The sequence below is a fragment of the Cupriavidus sp. GW823-FHT07B10 genome, assembly GCF_058794355.1.
In genome coordinates, this window is the sequence record NZ_JBXAGS010000013.1 from 150,146 (window position 1) to 174,221 (window position 24,076).

At 61.0% G+C, this 24,076-nt stretch carries 20 protein-coding genes and 3 pseudogenes; 20 read left to right on the forward strand and 3 right to left on the reverse strand.

Annotated features, from left to right (window positions below):
• The first annotated feature begins 213 nt into the window (after nt 1-213).
• The 7 genes and pseudogenes from AC1Q6V_RS24470 (at nt 214) to AC1Q6V_RS24500 (ending at nt 11,050) form a co-directional block, all read left to right on the forward strand.
• Complete coding sequence (locus AC1Q6V_RS24470) at nt 214-3,153, forward strand: Tn3-like element IS882 family transposase (RefSeq protein ID WP_011154060.1); 2,940 nt, start codon at nt 214-216, stop codon at nt 3,151-3,153.
• A 271-nt stretch (nt 3,154-3,424) separates the two neighbouring features.
• Nucleotides 3,425-4,090, forward strand: a pseudogene (ybgF, locus tag AC1Q6V_RS24475) (tol-pal system protein YbgF); the annotation flags it as partial.
• A gap of 363 nt (nt 4,091-4,453) precedes the next feature.
• On the forward strand, nt 4,454-5,212 hold the full coding sequence (locus AC1Q6V_RS24480; RefSeq protein WP_011154062.1) for an abortive infection family protein: 759 nt from the start codon (nt 4,454-4,456) through the stop codon (nt 5,210-5,212).
• A 133-nt stretch (nt 5,213-5,345) separates the two neighbouring features.
• A complete protein-coding gene (locus tag AC1Q6V_RS24485) occupies nt 5,346-6,110 on the forward strand; it encodes an abortive infection family protein (RefSeq protein ID WP_162166401.1) in 765 nt (254 codons plus the stop codon).
• 332 nt (nt 6,111-6,442) lie between these two features.
• Nucleotides 6,443-7,375: a hypothetical protein gene (locus AC1Q6V_RS24490; protein WP_011154064.1), complete on the forward strand. Its 933-nt coding sequence runs from the start codon at nt 6,443-6,445 to the stop codon at nt 7,373-7,375.
• Between the two features lie 548 nt (nt 7,376-7,923).
• Nucleotides 7,924-9,639, forward strand: coding sequence for an ATP-dependent nuclease (locus AC1Q6V_RS24495; RefSeq protein WP_011154066.1), 1,716 nt, complete (start codon nt 7,924-7,926; stop codon nt 9,637-9,639).
• Complete coding sequence (locus AC1Q6V_RS24500; protein ID WP_041688652.1) at nt 9,632-11,050, forward strand: UvrD-helicase domain-containing protein; 1,419 nt, start codon at nt 9,632-9,634, stop codon at nt 11,048-11,050. The genes AC1Q6V_RS24495 and AC1Q6V_RS24500 overlap by 8 nt, the downstream gene beginning before the upstream one ends.
• Before the next feature lie 115 nt (nt 11,051-11,165).
• Here AC1Q6V_RS24500 and AC1Q6V_RS24505 read toward each other — a convergent pair whose 3' ends face one another.
• Both AC1Q6V_RS24505 and AC1Q6V_RS24510 read right to left on the reverse strand, forming a co-directional pair.
• Nucleotides 11,166-11,369, reverse strand: coding sequence for a hypothetical protein (locus AC1Q6V_RS24505; protein WP_136227930.1), 204 nt, complete (start codon nt 11,367-11,369; stop codon nt 11,166-11,168).
• A gap of 72 nt (nt 11,370-11,441) precedes the next feature.
• Nucleotides 11,442-11,969 (reverse strand): hypothetical protein, encoded by a 528-nt coding sequence (locus tag AC1Q6V_RS24510; protein WP_041688654.1) that lies wholly within the window; start codon nt 11,967-11,969, stop codon nt 11,442-11,444.
• 204 nt (nt 11,970-12,173) lie between these two features.
• On the opposite strand from AC1Q6V_RS24510, the pseudogene AC1Q6V_RS24515 reads away from it, so the two are divergent.
• The 3 genes and pseudogenes from AC1Q6V_RS24515 to AC1Q6V_RS24525 form a co-directional block, all read left to right on the forward strand.
• A pseudogene (locus tag AC1Q6V_RS24515) lies at nt 12,174-12,418 on the forward strand (H-NS family nucleoid-associated regulatory protein); the annotation flags it as partial.
• Nucleotides 12,419-12,680: 262 nt separating this feature from the next.
• A complete protein-coding gene (locus tag AC1Q6V_RS24520) occupies nt 12,681-13,433 on the forward strand; it encodes a HipA family kinase (protein ID WP_136227931.1) in 753 nt (250 codons plus the stop codon).
• The gene (locus tag AC1Q6V_RS24525) at nt 13,430-14,317 is read left to right on the forward strand and encodes a hypothetical protein (RefSeq protein ID WP_082236120.1); all 888 of its coding nucleotides are present in this window, start codon (nt 13,430-13,432) and stop codon (nt 14,315-14,317) included. Before AC1Q6V_RS24520 ends, AC1Q6V_RS24525 begins: the two co-directional genes overlap by 4 nt.
• Before the next feature lie 385 nt (nt 14,318-14,702).
• On the opposite strand, the gene AC1Q6V_RS24530 is transcribed toward AC1Q6V_RS24525, so the two are convergent.
• Complete coding sequence (locus tag AC1Q6V_RS24530) at nt 14,703-15,170, reverse strand: hypothetical protein (RefSeq protein ID WP_041688658.1); 468 nt, start codon at nt 15,168-15,170, stop codon at nt 14,703-14,705.
• 144 nt (nt 15,171-15,314) lie between these two features.
• Here AC1Q6V_RS24530 and AC1Q6V_RS24535 point away from each other — a divergent pair, with 144 nt between their 5' ends.
• The 10 genes and pseudogenes from AC1Q6V_RS24535 (at nt 15,315) to AC1Q6V_RS24580 (ending at nt 22,633) form a co-directional block, all read left to right on the forward strand.
• Nucleotides 15,315-15,638: a hypothetical protein gene (locus tag AC1Q6V_RS24535; protein WP_136227932.1), complete on the forward strand. Its 324-nt coding sequence runs from the start codon at nt 15,315-15,317 to the stop codon at nt 15,636-15,638.
• A 71-nt stretch (nt 15,639-15,709) separates the two neighbouring features.
• Nucleotides 15,710-16,195, forward strand: a complete 486-nt coding sequence (locus AC1Q6V_RS24540) for a GIY-YIG nuclease family protein (RefSeq protein WP_041688660.1) — start codon at nt 15,710-15,712, stop codon at nt 16,193-16,195.
• A gap of 258 nt (nt 16,196-16,453) precedes the next feature.
• Nucleotides 16,454-17,232 (forward strand): annotated as a pseudogene (locus tag AC1Q6V_RS24545) (DNA-binding protein); the annotation flags it as partial.
• A complete protein-coding gene (locus tag AC1Q6V_RS24550) occupies nt 17,216-17,479 on the forward strand; it encodes an H-NS histone family protein (protein WP_011154072.1) in 264 nt (87 codons plus the stop codon). The pseudogene AC1Q6V_RS24545 and the gene AC1Q6V_RS24550, both read left to right, overlap by 17 nt.
• A 304-nt stretch (nt 17,480-17,783) precedes the next feature.
• Nucleotides 17,784-18,194: an IS66-like element accessory protein TnpA gene (gene tnpA / locus AC1Q6V_RS24555; protein WP_082236121.1), complete on the forward strand. Its 411-nt coding sequence runs from the start codon at nt 17,784-17,786 to the stop codon at nt 18,192-18,194.
• The gene (tnpB, locus tag AC1Q6V_RS24560; protein ID WP_011154074.1) at nt 18,191-18,538 is read left to right on the forward strand and encodes an IS66 family insertion sequence element accessory protein TnpB; all 348 of its coding nucleotides are present in this window, start codon (nt 18,191-18,193) and stop codon (nt 18,536-18,538) included. The genes tnpA and tnpB overlap by 4 nt, the downstream gene beginning before the upstream one ends.
• 30 nt (nt 18,539-18,568) lie before the next feature.
• Complete coding sequence (locus tag AC1Q6V_RS24565) at nt 18,569-20,122, forward strand: IS66-like element IS883 family transposase (RefSeq protein WP_011154075.1); 1,554 nt, start codon at nt 18,569-18,571, stop codon at nt 20,120-20,122.
• Nucleotides 20,086-21,405, forward strand: a complete 1,320-nt coding sequence (locus AC1Q6V_RS24570; protein ID WP_136227933.1) for a hypothetical protein — start codon at nt 20,086-20,088, stop codon at nt 21,403-21,405. Before AC1Q6V_RS24565 ends, AC1Q6V_RS24570 begins: the two co-directional genes overlap by 37 nt.
• Before the next feature lie 25 nt (nt 21,406-21,430).
• Nucleotides 21,431-21,577 (forward strand): hypothetical protein, encoded by a 147-nt coding sequence (locus AC1Q6V_RS24575; protein ID WP_011154077.1) that lies wholly within the window; start codon nt 21,431-21,433, stop codon nt 21,575-21,577.
• Between the two features lie 183 nt (nt 21,578-21,760).
• Complete coding sequence (locus AC1Q6V_RS24580) at nt 21,761-22,633, forward strand: hypothetical protein (protein ID WP_041688667.1); 873 nt, start codon at nt 21,761-21,763, stop codon at nt 22,631-22,633.
• Nucleotides 22,634-24,076: the final 1,443 nt, after the last annotated feature.

A 24,076-nucleotide genomic window follows, 5' to 3' on the forward strand; every position in this document is an offset into this window, starting at 1 on the left:
TGTGCTGGCGGTGTCACTGGAACTGGCTACCGCGAAGTGGAAGGTTGCACTCCAAGGATGGGGTAATCGTCCTTTTCTTGCAGATTGATACGGTTATCAATCAGCCCAGAGTCCCTTGTTGGCGTGGCGTTGCAGCCCATTCGTTGACCTTATTGCGGCCATCCGAGCACTTGTCGTACAGTTTTGACCCGAACGACACCCCGAAAAGTGTAGATGTCGGCATTTGCGTATCGCTACGTTGGCAGGGAAGAGTTGCCTGCCCGCTTGACAGAATTTGACCTACGGCAGTTTTTTCAGCTCACCAGTGCTGACATCGCGGCAATACGGGAGCGGTTTCGGGCCGACAGATACGCCGCGGTCGGCCTACAACTCGTTTGCCTCCGGGCCTTCGGTCGGCCGTTGGACCGGTTTGCTGCCGTTCCGCGAAATCTCCTTCAGTACGTGTGCGAAACTTTTTCCGTGCCGCTGTTGTCGATTGCCAGTCTGAAGACGCTGTACCAACGACGCCCGACGTTGTACGAGCATCAGCAATGGGTCAAGGAGCACCTTGGCATCAAGCCGTTCGATGACACCAGCCAGGCCGCTTTGCTGGAAATGCTCCGCGTGCAAGCTGCCGCAGCGGCAGACGTGGATGAGCTTGTCACCACCGCTCAGCGATGGCTCTACGATCGCTGCCGCCTCATTCCCGGCCAGCGCCAGATCACCGACATGGCACGGCATGCATTTTCCGCCTACGAGGCGCAAATGCTCGCAGCGGTTAACCGCGCAGTGCCGGCGGCCACGCTGCAGCACTGCATGGAATCCGTCCGCAGTCCACGGGCTGACGGCTCTGCAACGCACCTCGAGTGGATCAAGGCGCCGTCCAGGCGCAACGGCCCCAAGAACCTCGCTGAAACGCTGGACAAGATCCGCTACCTGAAGTCCCTCGCTGTGCACGAGTGGAATCTGGATGACATCGCTTTGCCCAAACTGCGTGCCTATGCGCAGAAGGTGCAAGCAAGGCGTCCGGCCAAGACCAAAGCACTGAAGGAGAGCACCCAGGCGCTTGAACTGGTGTGCTTTCTACGGATGAGTTTGCTGGAACTCACCGATATCGCGATGCACCAGACTAGCCGACGCAGCCAGGATCTGTTCCGACGCGCGGCCAGCACGGCGCAGTCGACGCACACCCGCTCCGCCGTGGAAGACAGGCAGCAGGCGCTCAAGGCCAAGGCCGTCCTGCAAGACAAGAGCAAGTCGACCGAGCAGCGAGTGGATGAAGCCCTGAAGCACCTTGCCGTCGTCACCGACGCGGCGCATTCGAGCTTTGCGTCACACGTGCGCGCGGCGCTGACCGGTGACCATCAGCGGATTCACGCTCTGCTGTCGGGCCTGGAAGGCCTGGAATTCGGCGGCAGGGAGGACGATCCCGGCTTTGCGAACCTCAAGGCATGGCGCGACCTGCAGACAAGGAAGCTCAATGCTCTGCCAGAAGACTTTACCGAAAGCGGCGTTGGCACGGCGTGGCATGACCTCGTCCATGATCCTGACCCAAAGCGCGGCTATCAGGCCTTCTCTGCCTGCACGATGATGTCGCTACGAAATAGCCTGCGTCGGGGCAGCGTATGGATTGACCACTCGATGCGCTTTCGTGATCGCGACCAAATGCTCATCCCTGCCAAGGAGTGGGAGCGCGACCGTGTCAAGTATCTCGGGCTATTGGGCCTGCCAGCCGCGGCTGATACCTACATCGAACAGCTACTGGATACGCTTCGTGCTGGCGTGGCTGCTGTGGCCGAGGCCACCGCTAACGGCAAGATCGAAATAGGAGACGATGGCATGCTTCACCTGCCGGCGATTGTGCCGCTGGAGCAGGACGATGAACCGCGCCGCACACGCGACTTGATCTACAAGACAATCGGCGATGTGCAATTGCCGGACCTATTGCTGGAGGTCGACGCCTCGACCAATTTCAGCGAGGTGCTGCTCGGGCACCGGGCGAAGTCCGTGCCCGAACTGCTGTCGACCTACGCGGCGTTGCTCGCCCATGGCACCGAGATCGATGCCAAGGGCATTGCTGCGATGATTCCCGGCATCGACACCGCCCAGGTGTCACTTGCCATGCGAGGGCTGGAGACCCATGGCCGTTTGCGCCGGGCCAACGAGGTGGTGGCTGAATTTCAAGGAAAGATCCCATTAGCCACGAACTGGGGCACCGGGCAGAAGGCATCGGCCGACATGATGTCGCTGGACGTTTCACGACATCTGTGGATCGCTCGTGTTGATCCACGTCGACGCACCTACGCGACCGGCATCTACACCCACGTGCTCGATAAGTGGGGCATCGTCTATGACCAACCGATTGTCTTGAACGAGCGTCAGGCTGGGGTGGCCATCGAGGGCGTAGAGCAGCACAACCGCTGCGAGGACCGTATCCGCCTGTCGTTACTGGCAGTGGACACGCACGGCTACACGAACGCCGCGATGGCCTGGGCAAAGGGCTTGAGTTTCGATCTATGCCCGCGGCTGCGCGATCTGTCGGAGCGCAAACTGTATCTGCCTGCAGAGTTTAAAGTGCCAGAAGGGATCGAGCGTGTCACCACGAAGCGCTTGTCCTTGAGAGCCATACGCCTGGGTTGGGACGATTTCCTACGGGTGCTGGCATCGATCCGTATCGGCCGCATTAGCGCTGAGCTCGCCATGCAACGGTTGGGCAGCGCTGCCCGGACCAACAGGGCACACAAAGCTGCCGAGCATCTCGGCCGGCTGTTGCGTAGCATCTTCCTGTGCGACTACGTGACCATTGAAGACTTCCGCCGCGAAATCCATACGTTGCTCAGCCGAGGGGAGTCGGTGCACCAGTTGCAGCGCGCGATCCATGCTGGCCGGGTGCCACACGAACGCGGCCGGCGAGGCGATGAGATGACGGCGATCTCGGGGGCGCACGCGCTTCTGACCAACATCGTTCTGGCGTGGAATACCCACCGCATGAACGATGTCGTCGAGCGACTTCGCAAGGGCGGCACGAACATCGAGGACGCTTGGCTGCGCCGCATGGGGCCGGGGCATTCCGGGCACATCAACTTCCGGGGGATCCTCAGCTTCGGTGTCGAGCGCTACATTGACGCGCTGATCCGAGGCAGTGGCGCAACAACCCGACGGGCTATGGCATAACTGCCATCGAACGCCGCAGAGCAAAATCTGCCACAGATTGGCACACCGCAGTGGCTCGAGGCCGAAATACGGCAGTACCTTCGCAGCGGCAGCTACGACAGCAGCTTCGCAGGCCGGCCAGGCATACTGGCGAGACAGTGCCTGCCAACCGCGTACCAATCCGCAAAGAAAGGACGGTGCAGCGCGAAACGAAGAACCGCTAAGTCATTGTTCTAGAACGTCTTTTTAAGCCTGACCGTATCAATCTGCTGCAAAAGGACGATTACCCCACGATGAGCAGGCGCGCAAAACGGTCATCAACCTGCGCGACCAGTTCAACAGCTTCCAGGACACGGCGACCCAGCGAATTGAGCAGAACAGCCGCACCACGCTCGACCTGCAGAACCAGCTCGAAGGTCTACGCCAGGAACTGGCGCGGCTACGCGGCCAGAACGAAGTGCTGCAGAACACGGTGGCGACGCTGCAGAAGCAGCAGAAGGACTACTACGCCGATCTGGATGCGCGCCTGAAGAAATTCGAGCCGCAGCACGCTTCGGTCGAAGACCGCCAAGGCACGTCGCAGCCGGGCGAGAAGCCCGAATACGATGCCGCGCTCAAGCATTTCCAGGCGGGCGACTTCAAGAGCGCCGGGAATGCGTTCTCGTCGTTTATCAAGAAGTATCCGCAGAGCCCGTACCTGCCGCTGGCCCAGTACTGGCTCGGCAACTCGCTCTACGCGCAGCGCGACTATAAGGGGTCCACCTGGGTGCTGCACAAAATGATCGATGCCAACCCGAGGCATCCCAAAGTGCCGGACGCCATGATCGCGGTGGCCAATAATCAGCTCGAGTCCGGCCAGAAGGCTGCCGGGCGCGAAACGCTGGAACAGGTGGTGGCCAAGTATCCCGGTACCGAAGGCGCGCGTGCGGCGGACAACCGGTTGAAGACGCTGAAGTGAGCGGGGCGGCTTCCAGCAAGCCGCACCACGCGCCGAAGGCCTGCTTTAGGTGGATTTTCAGATTCTTACGAACCCTACATTTTCCGGAGTGTGGGGTCTACGATGACCCTGAAAAGGTCCTGCCGGCTGGCTATACGGGGGGATCGTGCTTTCGCTGCAAAATGATACGCCTGCGCACGAAATTCTCGTTTGAAATCAACAATTTGCACACAACGACTTTCCCACGAAAAGCTCTGTGCATAACTCGTTGATACAGAACGGTTTTCTTGCTGAAACCGTGGCAATCAGCACCGAAAGCACGATAACCCCTTATTGGGGGTACGATCGCTGGTCGGCGGCTACGCCCGGTTTGTGGAGCACTTGATGGCGACCTTTGACGATCTGATGGATGATGCTGCCCTGCGTGGCAAGCTGCTTCTCGCGATGAGGAAGGCGCTCGTCGCTAGATTCGAAAAACTGGATTGGATTGACCTTGGATTCGAGCATGAAATTGGCATTAAGCAACGGATCCTTCAGGGTAGCCAGTTCAAGAGTAATGACGACTATCCCGATCTTGTGCATGACTTGCTGGTGCGCTTGTATAGCGAGAAGCCCGCGGTGCTGAAAGCGCTGGTGCTGCATCCGCGCTTGCAGTCGGCCATCGAGGCCGATGTGCCACAGGTGGTTGCGGCCGTGAGCGGGACGCCCCATGTCACTGTGGCGGCCGCAGACGCTGAGTCGTCGAGCGAGATCGTGGTGCGCGCGCTGCGCGACGCGGAAACACTGATTCGGTCCGGTGGCGGCGCCGAGAGCGCTGTCGACCGGCTGCATACCGCCCTGCATGGCTATCTTCGCCACGTCTGTTCGGAAGCGGGCTTGTCTTATGCGGACGGTGCGACCATCGGCGACCTCTTCAAGCTTCTCCGGGAACGGCATCCGGCGTTTGCGAACGACGGCCCGCACAAGAAGGAGGTCGATCGCATCCGGCGTGGCATGGGCCAGATCCTCGACACGCTTGGGACGCTGCGTAACCATGCCAGCATGGCGCATCCCACAGAGGCGCTGCTGGCGCGCGTGGACGCGGAGTTGACGCTAAATGCTGCGCGCACCGTCTTTAACTATATCGCGGCCACGATCGCGTGACGTCACCCGGCCTGTACCGCACCAGTATGCGGAGCCACATTCGCGCTGGCGCGCGGTGGGTGGGGTTGGTTCAGGTAGGTTCTGGGCGCCGCCATGCCCAGTAAATGGATAACAATTCAGGGAAGATATGTTCTTGGCACTTGAAAAGCTGTTGGGGGACGATGCGAAGCGCAACAAGGCCTTTGCAACCTTTGCAAAGGTACTCGAAAGGCGGTTCTCGGAATCGGACTGGGCCAGTTTCGGGCACGAGCACAACATTGAGGAGATCTATGGCAACGACCATCTCCTGCGGTCGGCCCAGTACGGGAACTCGGACTATAGGCTGTGCATCTTGCGAACGCTCGAATTCCTTTTCGATGACTACGCCAAGGCGCTCAAGGCGTTGCTGACCGATGCGTCGTTGCACAACACGCTCAAACGAGAGGACCCGGATCTCTACGCCATTGTGACGGATGAAGAGGTCCCGCATGTCCCCGCGAAGAAGCCACGCCGTTCGAAGCTGGAGGTGGTCAGGAAGGCTTTGCATGATGCGGAGACGCTGCTCGCATCCGGTGGCCCCACGAGTGCCGTGGATCGGGTGCATACGGCGCTCCACGGCTACCTCAGGGAGGTCTGCGACAAGGCCAAGCTCTCGTACGGGGCGCAGCCGACAGTGACCGAGCTCTACAAGCTGATCCGCACGGAGCACCCGGCTTTCGATGCAAAGGGCACCCATGCCGAGGCGATCAAGAAGGTTGCTAACGGTATGGCCAGTACGCTCGATGGGCTGAATACGTTGCGCAATCAGGCCAGCGTCGCGCATCCGAACGAAGATCTGCTGGACGATGTCGATGCGGGACTTGCCGTGAATGCCGCGCGCACTGTATTCAACTACGTGGCCGGTAAGGTCGGCGACTGAAGAGCCTTCTAGTGTGCAAAAAAGCCGGCGGGGCAGGGGATCTCGGCGCGCGGTGCGAGTCCAGCCGTGGCCGGCTGGGGTGGGTTGGGGTTGGTTGCTGGTTGGTTGGGAATGCCGGCGAGTGGTCCCGGAAGGCATTTTTGAGGGACCGTGGAAGGTGAGGGGAAGCGAGATGGATCTCGTGAGCGAGAGTCCGTCTGGCGAGGGGGCGACCTGACGGCGCGCCGGGCAATTGGGCGCGTGGCGCGCCGTGGGTTAGGTTGGTGTGGCTGGTTGAGACACCACGCTCGTCCAGCGTATTTACGGCTTCAGGAATAGCGAGATCGGCACGCATGGAGATACAGACCATTAGCACGCAAGACGGCGTCACGCGGATCGATCGACGCGATTCCGAGCCGAGGATCCGTTTTTCACCGTTCCATGGCGATACCAATGCCGAGGCGTCCGAGCGGCGTGCGGCTGCCATCTTCGGCCCGGTGGAGATTTGTGACCCGTGGACGAGTGCGCCGCCGTCGCCGGAGCAGATCGCCCGCATTGTGGTCCTTCATGGCGTCTATCGGCCTCCCAAGACGTTTCTTCCGTCCTCGCCATTCCAGCTCGTGCCATCCGAGTTTTTGCGGGTCGCCAAGCAGCGGCCACCCCGGCAGCCGGGGGCGTCCGCCTCCGCGTTTGCGCAATGGATCTACTCGCTCTACGCCAGTAGCGAGGGCAGTGACGATGACCGCGAGAGCGGTCTGGCGGCGGAGCCCGAGATTCTCGCTTTCCGGCATCGCGCCTTGCGCCTTGTTGATGCCGACTATCTGCACCAGCAGCACGCGGCGTGGGAACTCGCGCATTGTGGCCTGCACCACGGCGCTGACACGATGGTGTCTTACTTCCATCTCGATGACCTGCGGGTCAACGGGGAACCGTTGCGCGCGTCCCCCGATCTCGTGTATCGCCACAAGACGACCGGTGAGGTGATCGTGGTGGAGATCAAAATGTCGAGGATGGCCATTCCGAGCAACCTGTGGCCCAACGTCTGGGGCCAGCTGTGGTGCTACGCGCAGCTGCCGGTGGTGCGCGCAGCCAGTCGGGTGACCGTCGTCGGCGAAGTATGGGCGGAGCGATCCGAGCATTCGCGCGGGCAGGGTGACGATTGGCAGCGTTTGCCGCCGTATCTCTACCTGCGGGCCTCTGTGCGCCGCGATCCGCGCGAGGCGGTCTACGATCGCTTCTTCCGGGCGCTCTTTGACATTTATCGAGGCGCTGGCGGCGGGCGATGATCTCGCGCCTTTATCGGCGATGGGGCGGCCACTGACAATTCAGGGATGGGGAATCGGCACGAATGGAGACACCAATCACTATTTCGCGTGGTGGGCTTACGCGGACCTAGGGGTCATCGTACCTTTGGTGCGAAATCTGGTGCTTGGAAGCTGGAAAGCTGCTTGCCGCAAGGCTTTCCAGATTACTTCGCGCCGCCCGTGAGGATCGAACTCAAGATCCCTTGACCCCACCGCCCACGGGTGGGACGCGTTCATTTCAATTCGTCCTTCTCGAGCAGATTGATACGTTGTTGCTCCAAAAACGCTTGTGATTCAAGAGCTTGCAGAAGAAGCAATTTCTCAAGCGAAGCGAACCGGAAAGCCTTGCTGGAAGCAGCTTCCCATGGACCGTTACATTTTGCACGTTTCGAACGTTTACCCCTGATGCGGGGACGTCTCTGGTGATCACCGCCGCGCAACACCGCCCAACCGATGCTCCCGTTCTCCGCACAGTGTAGCGACGCCCTTATGCGATCATGTGCCCTTTACCGTCAGTCCCCCATTTGTCAATGACTCGCTTGCGCAAAATCGAGATCCGCCACTTTCGCGGCATCCAGCATTTCACCTGGTGGCCGGGCCCTGGCCTCAACGCGTTGATCGGACCTGGTGACGCGGGCAAGTCGAGCATTCTTGACGCCATCGATCTGTGCCTGGGCGCGCGGCGCACCGCGCAATTCGGCGACCATGATTTTTTCCGCATGAATGTCGACCAACCCATCGTGATCGAGATTACCGTGGGCGAGCTCGACGACGCGCTCAAGAACTTTGAGGCGTATGGCCTGTACTTGCGCGGCTTCCGGGCGGAGGACGGCGCCGTGCTCGAGGAGCCTGACGCGCACTGCGAGACGGTGCTGACGATTCGACTGACGGTCCAAAGCGACTTGGAGCCGCAATGGCAGTTGATTTCCGAGCGCGCTGCGGCGCAGGGGCTGACCCGGCACCTGGCCTGGGCCGACCGGCTTCGGATCGCGCCTGGCTGGCTCGGCGCAAGTGGTGATCAGAACCTGAGCTGGCGCCGCGGCTCGGTGCTGAACCGGCTTTCCGACGAAAGAGCGGATGCGTCGGCGGCGTTGGTGCGCGCCGGACGCGACGCGCGCCTGCGCTTCGGTGATGAGGCTCAGAATCAATTGGGGCAAGCGCTGCAGCAGGTGCTGGCCACTGCCACCGAGCTCGGTGTGCCAGTCGGTGGCGAGGTCAAGGCGTTGCTGGATGCCCACGCCATTTCGGTGACGGGCGGCGCGATTGCGCTGCACGACGCCGCAGGCGTGCCGCTGAGATCCCTAGGGCTCGGCTCGGGCCGATTGCTGGTGGCCGGACTGCAACGGGCCGCCGCAATGGAGACCTCAGTGGTGCTAGTCGACGAGATTGAGACCGGACTAGAGCCGCATCGAATCTACAGGTTGCTCGTTACCCTGGGGGCCAAGGAACCGGCACCGCCGCTACAGGTGTTTCTGACCACCCATTCGCCCGTGGTGGTGCGCGAACTCTCGGGCGCGCAACTCTACGTGCTGAGGCAACGCGATGGCGTGCATGTCGCGCATTGCTGCGGAACCAGCGACGACGTGCAGGGCACGATGCGCCGACACCCGGAAGCGCTGCTGGGAAAAAGCGTCATGGTGTGCGAAGGCGCAAGCGAAGTTGGCCTGGTGCGCGGACTGGACCAGTATTGGTCTGGCTCGCCTTCCATCTCGACGTTCGGCGTGGTCCTGGTCGACGGCTCTGGATCGTCCGCCGTGCAACGCGCCATGGCGTTCCAAGCGCTCGGCTACCGGGTGGCGCTCTTGCGGGACAGTGATGTGCCGCCCAAGGTGGACGAGGTGAGTTTCAAGGCGGCCGGGGGAGAGGTATTTGCTTGGCGTCAGCCGAATGCGCTGGAAGACGAGCTGTTTCAATCCCTGGCCATCGAATCTGTCACCCAGCTTTGGCAACTGGCCAAAGAGAAGAAGGGGGAGGATCTGGTTGACGCGCACCTCCGGTCAGCGAGCGGGAACAAACTCACTTTGCCCGAAATCGAGAAGCAGCTGTATGTGGATAGGGTGATCACTAATGAAGCGCGGCTCGCTCTCGGCCAGGCCTCACGCAATAGCAAGAATCCCTGGTTTAAGAGCGTTACGGCCATGGAGGAAGTTGGCTTCACAATTGTCGGGCCAGGGTTCGAGAGCGCTGAGCCCGCCTTTGGCACTGAGGTGGCTAAACTGTTCCAGTGGTGTCACCACCATGGCTAATTATGACCTTGACCTTCTTGAACTAGCCGGCGCGCGGGTAGAAGCGCCGGCCGGTTGCGGCAAGACGCAGATGCTGACGAATGCCCTAATGCGTCACGGGCAATCCAAGCCGATCTTGTTGCTCACCCACACCAACGCGGGCGTGGCCGCGCTGCGCAAACGTCTTGAGCATGCTCGGGTGGACCCGAGCCGATACCGGCTCGGGACTGTGGATGGCTGGGCGATGAAGCTGGTCGCGACGTTCCCGGCGCGCGCGGGCATCGACCCGGCGCTCCTTGCCGCCCTACGGCCCGACTACAACGCCATCCGCGAGGCCGCGGCACGGCTGCTGGCGGGAGGTCACGTGGGCGACGTGCTGGCGTCGAGCTACGCGCGCCTCTGGGTCGATGAATACCAGGATTGCTCGGTCCGCCAGCACGCCATTATTCAGGCGGCTTCGGCATTTCTGCCAACCTGTGTTGTCGGGGATCCGTTGCAGGCAATCTTCGGTTTCGGCGGCGATCCGCTGGCATCGTGGCAGGACGACGTGTGTCGACATTTCCCGAGGCTCTTCACGCTCGATCGACCTTGGCGCTGGATCAATGCCGGTGCAGAGGTCCTCGGTCAGTGGCTTTTGCAGGCGCGCCAGGTCTTGCTGAATCGGCAGCCGATCAACTTGGCGAGCGCGCCCCCCGCCGTGCAATGGGTGCAGCTCGATGGTTCGGCTGGGGATCACGCTCGCCTTCTCCAGGCAGCTGGCACCGCGGCGCCGCATCGGGACGGCACGGTACTCGTTATCGGCGACAGTACCAGTCCTCAGAGCCAGCAACGGATGGCAAGTCTTGTGCCGGGAGCCGTCACGGTCGAAGCCGTGGACTTGCGCGACTTGGTTGACTTCGCGACCGGTTTGCAGCTGGCAGCTCCGGAGGCGCTCAGGCGCGTCGTCGAATTCTGCGGCCGGCTGATGACCGGGGTCGGCGTTGCCGCACTGCTGGAGCGAGTGGAAATCCTGCGGCGCGGCACAGCACGGCGAGAACCGAGCCTGGCCGAAGCCGCCGCGCTAGCGTTCGAAGCCGAACGCTCGCTACCCGCCGTCAAGCGGCTCATTGAGGCAGTTCGCCAGCAGCCGGGGACACGAGTCTTTCGCCCTATTGTGCTGCGCGCCTGCTTGACTGCGCTCGACACCTCTAGTACAGGCGGCACGACGCTGCAGGAAGCCGCGATTCGGATTCGCGAGCAGGGCCGCATGCAAGCGAGAGCGCTGCCACGGCGGGCGGTGGGTAGCACGCTGTTGCTAAAAGGACTGGAGGCACACGTCGCGGTCGTTCTCGCTGCGGACACCTTGAACGCGTCAAACCTTTATGTCGCCCTGACGCGGGGCTCGACCCAACTGGTGGTGTGCTCACGCACTCCGCAACTGCTGGGACGTTGACCTCTCGGGAAAGGACGTGGCGGCCGTAGAATCGCGGATTCCTTTGCCTGCAATGCCAATAAAAAAGCCCTGCAACAGCAGGGTTTTTTTATTGAGCAAGCGCATCTACCAATCGTCAGCGACGTGCGCCGGCGTAGACGCTGAAGGGACCGTGTTCGGCTTCCCACTTGCGAGCGATCTCGGCACGCTTTTTCAACGCCTCCACGCTCATTTCCGGACGGGCGAACAGAGCGCGCACGCGCGCGACGGCGGCCGAATCAGCCTCGTTCGGACGTCGAACCTTTGCAACAAGTCGAGGAGCGTTTGCCTTGCGATCCATGGTGCCGTTCCAATGTGTTGCCGAAAAGTGCTTCGGCATTATCTCGGAATGTACATCCGTATGCCCTCGATTCTACCGGGTTTTCGCCGGCCGTGCCATCATGCTCACCGACCGACCGACCAGCTTGGCGGTGCGGTAGCCGTGCTGTTCATAATAAGGCACAACTTGTGCGAGTGGCTTATCAATCACTATCTGCGCCGAGTTGAAGTAGGCCGCGATGACATCAAGGATAACGTCGATGGCCACAAAGCCACGGCCCTTTAGGAAGTCGTCGGTCTTGTCTCGCTCCAGGAAGAGTAGCTTGGTCAGCAGGCCGCCCTTGGAAACCCGGATCAGACTAAGAATGCAAACGATATCGCGAGTTCGAATGCCGATAAAGCAACTTTTTGTCGCCGAGCTGCATTTTTTCCGCGCGCCCTCCCAATTTAGCATCGGCTGGCTCGCCCACCCTCGCACGACTTCTGGCACGGCCGACGTATGAATAATTTCTGCCCGCGCGGCAGGGTCCTCGAACAGAGCATGTAGCGCTTCTTCCACCTCGTCCAGCGCCTGTTGTACCTGTTCAATGAACCTCTTGCGGGCCTCAGATCGTGCTGACATAAGTCTCCAAAGTTAGCCGCCGCTTCGAAGCGCGGTGCCGTCGGGAATGGATTCTAACGAAGGAAGTGGGGCGGCTCGTGACGAATAAGCAACAGCTCGCTACGTTGGAAATTGCGGGCTTTTTTCGTCAACTTCAGCTCGCACGCTGCAAGCACAGAGCGAAGAGCAGGACAAAGAACAGGGTACGCTCCTCCCTCAACCCGGATGACGGCAACCGTGGCAACGACGGCAAGTGACAAAGAGCGGGCGGACGCGATCCGCTTGATCCAGACCTAGATGGACGAACGCTGAACGAGTTGGAGGCGGGCGGGGTGCTTTGATCCGCCGCCACCCGCCCCTCCGCCGCCGGTCTGCTACCGCAACCCCAGGGCATGAGCTGGGACGGGCAGGGCGAGATGCCCGATTGGCTGCGGCGGGCGGTCAATGCCGGGCAGAGCGTGGAATTTTTCCTGGGCCGAGAGTTGCAACCGGCTCTCCAACTTAAGGAGTCAGATTTCTGGCTGAGGCCGCTCCCGCGCAACGGGGATACAATATGTTGGGAGAATGAAGAATCCCATCACTACATATGGTATAAATGCGAGATGTGCGGACTTTGCTTGGGACTGACCCTGAGTGCAGATTTCACACGCGTGCCGCCTTAAGCGAGGAACAGTGTCTCTGCCGGACCTTCCCTTTCCATACGGTAAGCTTCAATTCCGACCAATCACCCGCGTGAGCGAAGCTTCGCGTGTTGTACTGGTGGGGCAAGTCTGTTCTCCTGTCTCACTCGCGCGCTTTAATGCGCACGTAAAGCTGCTTCCGGAGAAGGAATTCATTGCGGAGTCCGCGTGCGCGTGGCTGGCCAGACAGGTGGGACTGCCCGCGCCCGAAGCGATGTGGATCTGCGTATGCCGGAGCGCCTATCCAGCCGCGTGGCCGTATGGGGACGAGGACGTGCACGTCTGTTTCGGCACCCGGTCCATAAGTAATGCGCTACCGCTTAAAGTTGAGTCTTCCACCGCCGGCTGGCTCTTCCAGCAAGATCGGGTCCTGCTCATCGCAAAGATCGCGCTTTTCGATGAGTTAGTTGGCAACGACGACAGGCATCAAGGCAACCTCTTGCTAGGACCAACTGGCAACATTCTAGTGATTGACCATGAGCGAGCCCTTGGTGGAACCGCTGCTGGGCTCTTCTCCAGTGACCTGATAGGTCCTAATCATCTTTTGGAGCTTGTCAGGGAGCTGCCTGCGAAGCAAAGGGCGGAGCTTAAAGCGCCACTTCTGCAGTTTGCGACCGCTTGCGCCGTTGCGGTTGATCGGCTACCGTTCGACCAGATCGCCGAAGCCAATCCGACGCTTAAAGAGGCGGCCAAACGATTCTTAGCAAAGCGCGCCGCGTCCCTGCACGACGTAGTGCTTCGGACTCTCGGCGTACCGGGTCTACCAGGTATTTCTGAAGTCCCCCTCCGATCCGCACCGCTATGAACCACCTTGTGTTGCACTTCGAACTGAATACACCTGCATCAGGCGTGGTCAGCGGCCAGGCTCGGCTCGCCAATCTTGTTTTCGAGGCTTCCGGTGAGGCGTTGGCCATCGCGGTGCTCGGCCAATACTCTGATTGCACCCCATTCGCGCGAGTGGTGACGCCGAAAATTCTTAAGTGCCTGCCCCAGGAACTAGGTCATGCATGTCATACCTTCGGAACCCTACTGGTTGCTGACTACCTATCTTGGTCCAACTCGGGTAAAGAGTTCGCCGACTGGCGCGCTCCGCTAGGTGGTATCCGTTTGGGAGAGCCTTTTGACATTGATGCTGAAGACGAAGAGGGAGTGGTCGTCAGAGCTCTTGATCGCTGCTCTTTGTATAGAGGACGCGTCGACTTGGCATCGAGAGCCGAGGAAACTGACCCTAGGCCTATACATGAAGCGCGCTTCGCCAAATCGGTGAAGGATGAGGTCTTGTCCGTGGCGCCCACTCTTGCACAGGGATTCAACAGAAGCTTCAGCCTAACTGGGACGACATCCGGCTTCTCCATAGACTATGTCGGCCACGCTTACGCTACTTGCTACGCTGCCATTAATCCGAAGGCTAAATCCATGGTAAGAAACAAGACGGCAGCGGCTGCTCTCTGGCGGCTTGCGCGCGCACGTGACGCTTTTGGATTTGCTACGCCGGAATCCATTGAGTTGACGGCTTGGATACCGGCGCCTGGGCAACCCATTTACTCAGACAGCGAGTATGCGGAAGTCAGCGATATTCTCTATGAACTGAGAGAACAGGCTAAGCGAGAGGATCTTCAAGTCTTTTCCGCTTACGATGCAAAGCGTGCTTGTAGCCGATTGCTTGCAGAGGAAGCCTTGACACATTAAAGCGTTGCCTTCTGCTAGCAGCAGTTTCATGTAAGAAGCAACTTCGTTCGCAAGCTAATGTTTTTTTTGGGTTGGATAGCCGGCCGCGCACGGCTGACGGAGCGCCGACATCGAACTGGCAACCTGTGCATCGACTTGCTGCTCGTCCACTAGGCCGAGGACCTTTGCGCCTAGGTGCTATTTTTGACGCATGCGCGGCACGAAGCGATGTGTGATTTTGGTAATTTTCGGACGGAAGGAATATGGCCGGTCATCCCAATGTCCCCGAGCGAGCCCATGTTGGTGTCGAGCTGAGATTGACGTCATGGGCTGGTTGGCTCAAGCGCGACCACCGCGCCACATGTTCGAAGCTGGCGAGCGCAGTAGCGGCGCTCGCCGACTAATACTATGAGGTCGTCAACTTGGTACGCCAGAAGTCCAGAACACGATGAGCCAATTCCACAACTTCAATCTTTCCGCTTAGGGTCAGGCCGTTGTCCTCAACAAGCAGCACGTAGACCTCCTGCTCGAAGTACCCTGGCTCGACGTATCCGTCCTCCGCATAGCTCTCGTCCACAACATCCTCAATAAGGTCGTGGCGTGCATTGGTTAATTCAAAATGTTTTAGGCCATCTGCAATGTGGGCGCAGATTTTAAGTACAGGGTTTCCTGACCGCTCACTGACCAACCCTGCCCAGTCGGCGATATGGTGAGCTGTGACAAAGAAGTTGAAAGCAATCCAAGCGTCCTGTGGATTGGCCTCTAGTTTCGCGAGGTCATTTTCTGCCTTGAGCAAAAGATCACGAGCACTCCGAAGTGCCAAGAAACCTGTCCGAGAAGGGGTGTAGTGAGCGATGACGTTTGGCTTGACCATTCGTTTTCCTATTATGGTGTGCGAGTCCTTTGTGGGGTAGTCGTACTTTTTGAGCAAAATCTGGCACTAGCCAACCGGAGAGCCGACTGCAGCAAGGCTTTGTGGCTACACTCACTTTGTAACGGCAGGCGTTGTGGCAAGCCCTTGATCCACATTGATTTTTGGAGCCAACCGCCAGATTTCGCACCAAAAGTACGATCACCCCCCAACGAGCTGCGCGCCTCTTTCTTTTGTCCATCCGCAGTTCGTGATCTCGAGCGCTTTTTCCTCAATCCGCAGTGGGGCTCCCCCGTCAATGAGAATATCGGCGGCGGCACACTAACCTATCGCGCTGTGCAAGACCCTCGCGCACCGGAGCGGACATTCTGGCGCTTCACTATCTACGGTATCGTCATGGGACATGCGCCTGGGCGACCGGGCGTGCGGGCGGATGCGATCTATGGCGTCTCAAATCCTCCGCGAGAATGAGAGTGCTGGCGCCGGGGCAGGTGCAAGCCAATCGCGGCCAAAATTCAGCCGACTAGCCGATCAGGGGCGCAATGGAAACAATCGACGGTATCGATTTGAGCGGCTTCACGCCTGCGGTCACCATCAAGAGTCTCCACAACACCCGTTGCACCCACGTACCCACCGCAGCGGGCGTCTATGTCGTTGTCCGCACAGAATCTACCGCCCCGAAGTTTCTCTCAGAGAGCCGGGCTGGATGGTTCAAGGGGCAGCATCCCAGCTATCCGGAACACATTGTTCGAGATAATTGGGTAGAAGGCGCCACGGTGATCTACGTCGGGAAGGCCTGCGGGCGCAACGGTCTTCGCCAGCGAGTGCGCCAACTGGTGGAGTTCGCCTACGGCAAAGCGATTGGGCATCGCGGTGGTCGACTGCTTTGGCACCTCGCGGAGTGGGAGGATTTGCAAATGCACTGGATGGAGTGCCCAAGCTTGGCAGCAGATGGCCTCGAAACCGAGTTGATCGGACAGTTCCGACAGATGTATGGCGATCGCCCGTTTGCGAACATGACGAAGTGATAGTCAGACATCCGCTACGGTTCCGTGTGCCTTCTAATTAGGAACTGTTGGCGGCGCTATGCTGTTGAAATGGCACAAGGCGACCTGGATTGATACCGCGAACGGCGTGATCTCAAAGTCACGGTAGAGCCAGCCGCGGATCGATCAGCGCGGCGGCGAAAGGCGCAGCTGCGCTTCGTCGTAGGCCTTATGCGCCTCCGGCCAGGATAGAGGGTTGGCCGGGATTCCCAAAATATCTGAAGCTTCAGATATTTCGAATCCCGGCCGGCCCTCGCGGTCGCGCGGGAAGAGGTCGCGGCCATCTCGGCGCAGTTGGCCGAGGCGCGCCAGTCGCACGGCGCCGTGCAGGCGGACCTGGCCGCGGAGCGGCAGGCGCACGCGGCGACGCAGGCCCGGCTCGAAGCGGGCCGCACGGAACTGGAGGCGGGCCGACGTCAGCTGGAGACGTTGCGCACCCAATTCTCGACGGAGTTGGAGCCCGCGAGCAGGTGACCCTCGCGCAGGAACGGGCCGAGGCCAGCGAGCGGCGGAGCTTGCGCGAGCTGGACGCCGAGCGCACCGCCCGCCAGCAGAGCGAGCGCGCGGCCGAAGCGTTGCGCGGCGAACTGGCGGCGGTGCGCAGCGAGGCCCGCGACGTGGCCGTGGCGCAGGCCGAAATCCGCGCGCGGCTCGAAGCCCAGGCCGCGGCGCTAGCCGATCGGCTCGCCACCGCCGAGCAGGCGCAGCGCAAAGCGGCGCACGACCTGGACGCGCTGCAGGCGGAGCTGGGCGCGGCGCAGCGCCGGGCCGAACGGGCCGAGGCCGAAGCGGCGCTGGCGCGCCAGCTGCTGGCAGAATTGCGGGTGGCGCCAGCCGGGCGGGGGGAAGGTGGTGGCGGGCGGCGGCGCAAGGCCGGCGACCCGGCGCCGACCGAGCAGGCGGCGCCAGGCGAAAAACAGAACGAACAGCAGGACGACAAGCAGGGCGCGCCAGCCGCAGCCTTGAATCCGGAAGACGGCAGCGACAGCAGTGACGACAGCAATGACAGCAAAAACTGAGCGGGCGGCGGCGATCCGCTGGATCCGGGCGGAGATGGCCGACTACGGGCTGACCATGGAGGAGCTGGCAGCGGCGGGGTGCTTCGATCCGCCGCCTCCTCCGCCACCGCCGCCACCCGCACCAGCGCCGGTGGTCTGCTACCGCAACGCCGCGGGGCAGAGTTGGGACGGGCAGGGCGACATGCCCGACTGGCTCAGGCGGGCGGTCAATGCGGGGCAGGCCGTGGAGTTTTTCCGGGTCGGGTAGCGCCGCCGCTATCTCGGCTCGGCCGCGGATCGATCTGCGGCCGATGCCCCTTGTGATAGCGGATTCCCCGTATCTTGGCACGCCCCCTACAACCCGCGATCGATCGCGGCTGTCGGGCTATTGGCGGCCTACCGTGCCGACCCTCAGCCGACAACACTGGAACGCGTGCTTCACGTGGCCGTCCAGCACGATACGGGCATGGCCGGGTGCTACGGGCCGGGGCGACTGCGCAGCGTAAGCGAGTCGCCAGCACCGTCTGTACCGTTCAGTAGAGTGGCGCCAAAGTAGTTCCCACCAAATAGTGATGGGAACTACTTTGTCACAGTCACAGGAAGAACCAGTCGCCGGCAGTCGCAAAGGCCGGCCGAACCACAGCGAGGAATTCAAGCGGCGGTTGGCAGCCGCTGCGTGTGAGCCGGGTGTCTCGGTATCGAAATTGGCGCGCGAGCACGGCATCAACGCGAACATGCTGTTCACCTGGCGCCGACGCTATCGAATGGAGCAGCGCCAGGAAGCCGCGGTGTTGTTGCCGGTGACCGTTGAACACCCAAGCTCGCCACCCGGTCCGATGCCAATGAGTCCGGCCGCTGCGGTTTGCGAGCCGACGCCGCCGCACGGCGCCATTGAGATCCGTTTGGGCCGAGCGGTGATTCGCATTGAAGGGGCAGTCGACGCGACCACGTTGCGTACCGTACTGGACCGTTTGACGCCATGATCGGGTTGCCGGCGGGAACACGCATCTGGATCGCTGCAGGCGTGACCGACATGCGCTGCGGATTCAACGGGCTCGCCGCGAAGGTGGAGGCGACTCTGCAGGAGAGCCCGTTCTCCGGCCATGTCTTCGTCTTCCGCGGCAGGCGCGGCAACGTCATCAAGGTGTTGTGGTCAACGGGCGATGGGCTTTGCTTGCTCTCGAAGCGCCTGGAGCGCGGACGTTTCGTCTGGCCGCAGGCCGACAGCGGCAAGATCCACCTGACGCAAGCGCAGTTGTCGATGCTGCTGGAGGGGATCAACTGGAAGCAGCCCGAGCGCACCTGGCCGCCACTGTCGGTGTTGTAAACCTTGCGGCATGTGCGTAAACTGCCGCGCATGCCAATCGACCCCAGCGATCTCCCCGACGACATTGAGGCCCTGAAGGCCTTGGTGTTGGCACAGCGGGAATCGATCGCACTCATGGAACGGGCCTTGGCGGTCCGCTCCATGGAGATCGAGCAGCTAAATCTGCAGATCTCAAAGCTGAGGCGGATGCAGTTTGGCCAGAAGTCCGAGAAGCTGGATCGACAGATTGAACAGCTCGAGACCCGACTGGAAGATCTGCTGGCCGAGGAAGGTGCGGCCGAAACCGAAGCCGATCCGCAGGCTACCCCTCCTGTCCGGAAGAAAGCGGTACGCAAGCCGTTGCCGGAGCACCTGGAGCGGGAGGAGCGCATTCTCGAGCCCGAGACCGAAGCCTGTCCAGAGTGCGGCGGTAAGCTCAAGCCGCTGGGCGAGGACATCTCGGAGCAACTCGATATTATCAGCAGTTCATTCAGGGTGATTCGGCAAGTGCGGCGCAAGAAGGCCTGCGCCTGTTGTGATTGCATCGTGCAGGCTGCAGCGCCAAGCCGGCCAATTGAGCGTGGCATTGCCACGGCGGGGCTGCACGCTCACATACTGGTTGCCAAATATGCTGATCATCAACCGCTGTACCGTCAAGCCGCGATCTATGCCCGGCAGGGCGTGGAGCTGGACCGCACGACCATGGCTCGCGGTGTCGGCGCTTGCGGTGCGCTGGTACGCCCCCTAGTCGAGGCTTTGCACCGATACGTGATGATGCCCGGCAAGGTGCATGCGGACGACACACCGCTGCCGGTACTTGCGCCAGGTAAGGGACAGACCAAGACGGGAAGACTATGGGCTTACGTGCGGGACGATCGCGCATCGGGTTCAGATGCTGCACCTGCAGTCTGGTTCGCCTACACACCAAATCGCCAGGGCCAACATCCCCAAGCGCATCTGGCCGGCTTCCGCGGCATCCTGCAGGCAGACGCGTATGCGGGCTTCAACGCTGTTTTTACCGATGGCAGTGTGCGCGAAGCAGCTTGTATGGCCCACGCGCGCCGTAAGGTGCACGATCTGCATGTCCGCAAGGCAACGCCGACCACCACGGAGGCGTTACGCCGGATCGGCGAGCTCTATGCCATCGAAGCGGAAATCCGGGGTAAGCCACCTGCCGTGCGTCAACAGGTGCGGCAGCAAAGATCCCGGCCCCTACTGGACAGCCTCGAAGTGTGGTTGCGAGAGCGGCTATTGACGCTCTCAACGCAGTCGGAAACGACCAAAGCCATCAACTACATGCTGAACCAGTGGCAAGCGCTAATCTACTACTGTGATGATGGTCTGGCAGAGATAGACAACAACATCGCGGAGAATGCGCTGCGCGGTGTCGCGTTGGGTCGGAAGAATTTTTTATTCGCCGGCGCTGACAGTGGCGGCGAGCGCGCGGCCGCAATGTACTCGCTCATCGGGTCCTGCAAACTCAACGGCATCGATCCCGAGGCCTATCTGCGTCACGTCTTGGCCCGCATCGCCGATCATCCCGTCAATCGGATCGACGGACTTCTGCCGTGGAACGTCGCCGCTCAACTGGCGTTGCAAGCCTAAAGCAGCACCATTCCTGTCTCGTCGTCAACCACGGTGCTGGCGATCCGCTTACTGCGCAGCGATCCCTGCCACCGGCAATGCTACGGACGCTGATGCGCCTGGGCCTGACCTCGACCACCTACGCCTTGCCAAGCCGCGATCTAGTGGATTGGGAGTGCGTCGAGGACTATCGCGCCCATCGTGAGGCGCAAGAAAACGCCCGAAAAGACGCGGAACGTGACAGGCTGCGGGCAGCGGTCACGGCGGAACTGCGATGGCTGTCGGGCGAGGGGGACGAGCCTGGCTGGCCGGAGCTGCCGGACCCGAGATCCCCGAAGGTGCGTGCCGGGATCCCCTTGGGCGTGCCGCGACGACAGCGTGCAAAGCCACCCGCGCCACGCGAGTACGCGCTGGACTCGAGCGCGGCGGCGCATTGGCTGTCGCTCGCGAAAGACCTTTGGTATCGGGACGCGCCCGAGCGGTTGCGCGGCCTGGTGCTTCACTGTTGGGCGTGGACGGCAAGCGCGAACGGCGTCGGATGCAAAAAAGATGAAGAGCCTGGGGAGCGCGCGCATCAATGGAACGAAGCGTATTTCGCCGCAGCGACCGCCGCGGCCGCCACGCTGGGTGATGCCGGCCTCAGCGAGATGGTCCTCCAGCGCGTCGCCCAGTTGCCGCAAGATCGCTTCCTCGACGCCACCACCGCGGTGCTGCATGAGCTCGACAGACTCTGGATGAACAACGGGCTCGTGTCGGGTCCCTTAGTGTTATTGGTATGGGAGACCCTGGCGTCGCGCATCAGGGAATTCTGGGCGTGGAAGCGACTCACGTCTGAGTGCTCGACCAGCGCGGAAATCCATCTCACAGGCGCACTCGCTGCGCTGTTTATGGGGGAGTACGAGATCGGGAAGGGACCTCGCTGCTATGTCCGTCCGCCCGGGGCTGAGGGAGCGGACGCCCTGTTGCCGATGCTCACGCGCCTGGCCGTGGAGGCCGCGCCGTCCACCTTCGTCGCCCTCGCGATACTTGGCCTGCTTGAGGTGCAGCCGCAAGTGCATCGACTGACGTTCCTTGCGGGAGTGGTCAGTGCCTGGTGGCGGGCGCAGGGTGCAAACACGGAATTCTGGAACGACTACGGCATAGGGCCCCGGGTATGCGCCTGGGTCGAAAAGGCCATCCTAAGCGCTCCGGTACCCCAGGAGGTTCTGGATAGCGCGGAACTGACGTCCGTCGTGGATACGCTGGTCCAAACCGGCACGCCACTGGCGCGGATCCTCGACGAGAAGCTTGCGCGACCGCGCTGACGCGGTCCTGTGGATCAAGTCCCACATGGCCCACCTCGGATTGACCTACGAGCAGCACCTCCTCGCGGCCGGCTGTTTCGCGTCGCCCGGCGTGGCCGGCGGCAAAAAGGTGTCGGTGGAGCGCCTGTCAGAGGAGTTCCGGGATTCACCGCCAAACCGCGGCGAAGCATAGCGAGCGCCTGGCGTTATTCCTGCGGGGTAGAAAGGGTGTTAATGGCGAAATCGGCGAGCAGGCAAAGGCAATGCAGTATGTGGATGCTGCGTAATCGTGGCATTGTTGGAATGGAAGAGGCTGCGTAGCTGGTCGGTGACTTTGGAGGATAATGGCCTTTTTCGCTCCTAGTTTTTGACTAGCATGGACGCGCCTAAAGACGAGCCAGTACTGCCGCAGCCCATAGGCACAAGCCCCGACCAGTGGAAAGCTCTAGGAAGTTCCATTGTTGAGATCGGGGTTGCCATTGGATCCGCCTTCAGGCAGATGCAGGAGTGGTGGGTAGCCAATGCTCCGGTTATAGGAGCTGCAATTCAGTTCGCGATTAAGGAGCTTCCTCCTGCGTACCGTCGAGCAATGGTTGAATTGGCTAAGCACGGTTGGTACATTGATATGCAGCGCATGGGGCTGGGGCATCCCCCTCGGCTAGCCGAAGCTCTTCGCAAGAACGAGGGTGCCGAGGAGGCGAAGGAAGAGCTAAGACTGCATTTTTCAGTGCATTTGGATGAGATTGAAACTGAGGTGTGCGAGCTGCTCCCACACCGCTCGCATATCCTGGCGCAGGCGTTCAATGCCCACAGGGCCGGGCAGTACGCGCTTTCAATACCAGTGTTCCTGTCGCAAGCCGATGGAATCTGTTTTGAAAAGGTGAATGCCTACTACTTCGTTTCCGACAAGACTCCGGAGGGTCGGAAGATTGGTCGCCCGGAGACTGCTATCCATGCCGAATCCCTCGACCATGATTTTTGGACGCGTATTGTGCTGGCTCCGCTAGGCGAATTCGGTGAGCTCAATGTAAGTGGCAAGAAGCGGCCTCCAGACTTCCAAGGGCTAAACCGCCACACAGTGATGCATGGTCAGTCGCTCGACTATGGAACTGAGATCAACAGCCTCAAGGCGATCTCACTTCTGAACTATGTGTCGCACGTCTTGGCCCGCAAGAGCTTTCCGCAGCGTTTGCAGGAAGGTGACAGCCCGCCAGTCGCCGGCCGCCTCGTGCGAAATCCACGTCGCTAACCCGGAGCTGCTCGTCAAGTTCGAGCCGGGCCAGAGGTTTTTACGTCGACTTCACACCCCGCATAACCGGGGTAGTCCCGCGTAGCGCGCATTCCTCCCGGGAAAGCCGAGGGTTCGCTTGCCGAGCGAGAGTTATAGAAGGAAGTCGACCGGGACAGCCCCGTGAAGGCAAAGCTGAGGCGACGCGCGCCCCCGACGCACGCACGCCGCAACGTCGCTACGTCGCTGGATGTGTAACCGTCTTACCGTTACATCACGCGGGCCCTGGTGAAGGCACTGGGCCTGCCGGCAGGAACCATTGAATTCGAGCTGCGCGCTGCCGTCGGCGAGATCGTTACGGTGAATTGCACTTACGTTCAAACCAATGACACTACTTTCGGGTTTAAGCCGGCGCCGCGCCCATGCGGCCATCCAGTTCCATCATCAGATTCTAAAACTGAGCCGTGCCGGTCGCCTTGAACAGCAGGTCGCGTGTGCGTCTCGGTATCCCGTCCATCGGTACCGACTTTTTTGTTCTGGGCGTGGCGGTACGTGTTCGCGAATTGCCAATAAGGTGGAGCTCGCCGCAGCGCAGCGCCGGGCCGAGCGGGGCGAAGCGGAAGCGGCCCAAGTGGACGACTTTAGCGAGACGTCAGTTTCCCAAAAAAGCTGCGAATCCTGCGCGCAGGTAGATGCTGCTTCGCGCGCCGTCGTCCGCGATGCCGCGCGCCAAGCCTCGCATCTGAGCGAGTAGCAGCTCCCTCAACGCCCATAGATCGGCTGAACCAGGAGCGGCATTGGCAACGTCTTCGATGAGTTGTCGCACGTAATTCTTGGTTTCATCATCTACTTCGGAACTGGTGAGGCACCTTAGCAGACAGATCACAAACAGAGTCTCATTTTGAAAGTGTCGAACTACCCTTGAGCCTAACACGAGCGACTTGGGGAACCCTTCAGGATTTATGTACGCGGGCGTCCTTGTTCTTGCCTGTTGCACTGCGCTCGCACATGCGAAGAGCAACTGGATAGGCGTGGCGCCGGCGACCAGCAATGGCGAGTCATTGCCAAAGACGGGCGCCGACCGCCCCTTTTCCAGGCATACCCACTCAGAGTGGACCAGGCCTGTCTCCGTTTGCCCCAAAAGTGCGCCTCGCTCATCCGTCCCACCTGCCTCCTCGTCGTCAAACTCCAAGGGGAGCTGAGAAATGCTGAAGGACTCTCGGCACCACGGACAAGCGCGCTCGCCGGAATCCGGAAGTGCAAACCGATATAGCCATTCAACACGAAACGCCCTTTCATGATGGTCGGAGGCGATGCCTCGAATTGCACTGTCCATCTCACTTTCATTCGCGGGGAGGACGAGCAGTGGCATGAGTGTGATGAGCCTGGGGTCGCCTCAGAAAACGGAAAATAAAGCACGCTAAGCCGGTTGCAGCGGTCGTAGCGGCCTGAACTTGCCCGCGC

Bases quoted from the DNA above. Each gene is read 5' to 3' on its own strand.
- AC1Q6V_RS24470 (WP_011154060.1), top strand. From the start codon at position 214: ATGTCGGCATTTGCGTATCGCTACGTTGGCAGGGAAGAGTTGCCTGCC.
- AC1Q6V_RS24480 (WP_011154062.1), top strand. From the start codon at position 4,454: ATGGCGACCTTTGACGATCTGATGGATGATGCTGCCCTGCGTGGCAAG.
- AC1Q6V_RS24490 (WP_011154064.1), top strand. From the start codon at position 6,443: ATGGAGATACAGACCATTAGCACGCAAGACGGCGTCACGCGGATCGAT.
- AC1Q6V_RS24495 (WP_011154066.1), top strand. From the start codon at position 7,924: ATGACTCGCTTGCGCAAAATCGAGATCCGCCACTTTCGCGGCATCCAG.
- AC1Q6V_RS24500 (WP_041688652.1), top strand. From the start codon at position 9,632: ATGGCTAATTATGACCTTGACCTTCTTGAACTAGCCGGCGCGCGGGTA.
- AC1Q6V_RS24505 (WP_136227930.1), bottom strand. From the start codon at position 11,369: ATGGATCGCAAGGCAAACGCTCCTCGACTTGTTGCAAAGGTTCGACGT.
- AC1Q6V_RS24510 (WP_041688654.1), bottom strand. From the start codon at position 11,969: ATGTCAGCACGATCTGAGGCCCGCAAGAGGTTCATTGAACAGGTACAA.
- AC1Q6V_RS24525 (WP_082236120.1), top strand. From the start codon at position 13,430: ATGAACCACCTTGTGTTGCACTTCGAACTGAATACACCTGCATCAGGC.
- AC1Q6V_RS24530 (WP_041688658.1), bottom strand. From the start codon at position 15,170: ATGGTCAAGCCAAACGTCATCGCTCACTACACCCCTTCTCGGACAGGT.
- AC1Q6V_RS24540 (WP_041688660.1), top strand. From the start codon at position 15,710: ATGGAAACAATCGACGGTATCGATTTGAGCGGCTTCACGCCTGCGGTC.
- AC1Q6V_RS24550 (WP_011154072.1), top strand. From the start codon at position 17,216: ATGACAGCAAAAACTGAGCGGGCGGCGGCGATCCGCTGGATCCGGGCG.
- tnpA (WP_082236121.1), top strand. From the start codon at position 17,784: ATGGGAACTACTTTGTCACAGTCACAGGAAGAACCAGTCGCCGGCAGT.
- tnpB (WP_011154074.1), top strand. From the start codon at position 18,191: ATGATCGGGTTGCCGGCGGGAACACGCATCTGGATCGCTGCAGGCGTG.
- AC1Q6V_RS24565 (WP_011154075.1), top strand. From the start codon at position 18,569: ATGCCAATCGACCCCAGCGATCTCCCCGACGACATTGAGGCCCTGAAG.
- AC1Q6V_RS24575 (WP_011154077.1), top strand. From the start codon at position 21,431: ATGGCCCACCTCGGATTGACCTACGAGCAGCACCTCCTCGCGGCCGGC.
- AC1Q6V_RS24580 (WP_041688667.1), top strand. From the start codon at position 21,761: ATGGACGCGCCTAAAGACGAGCCAGTACTGCCGCAGCCCATAGGCACA.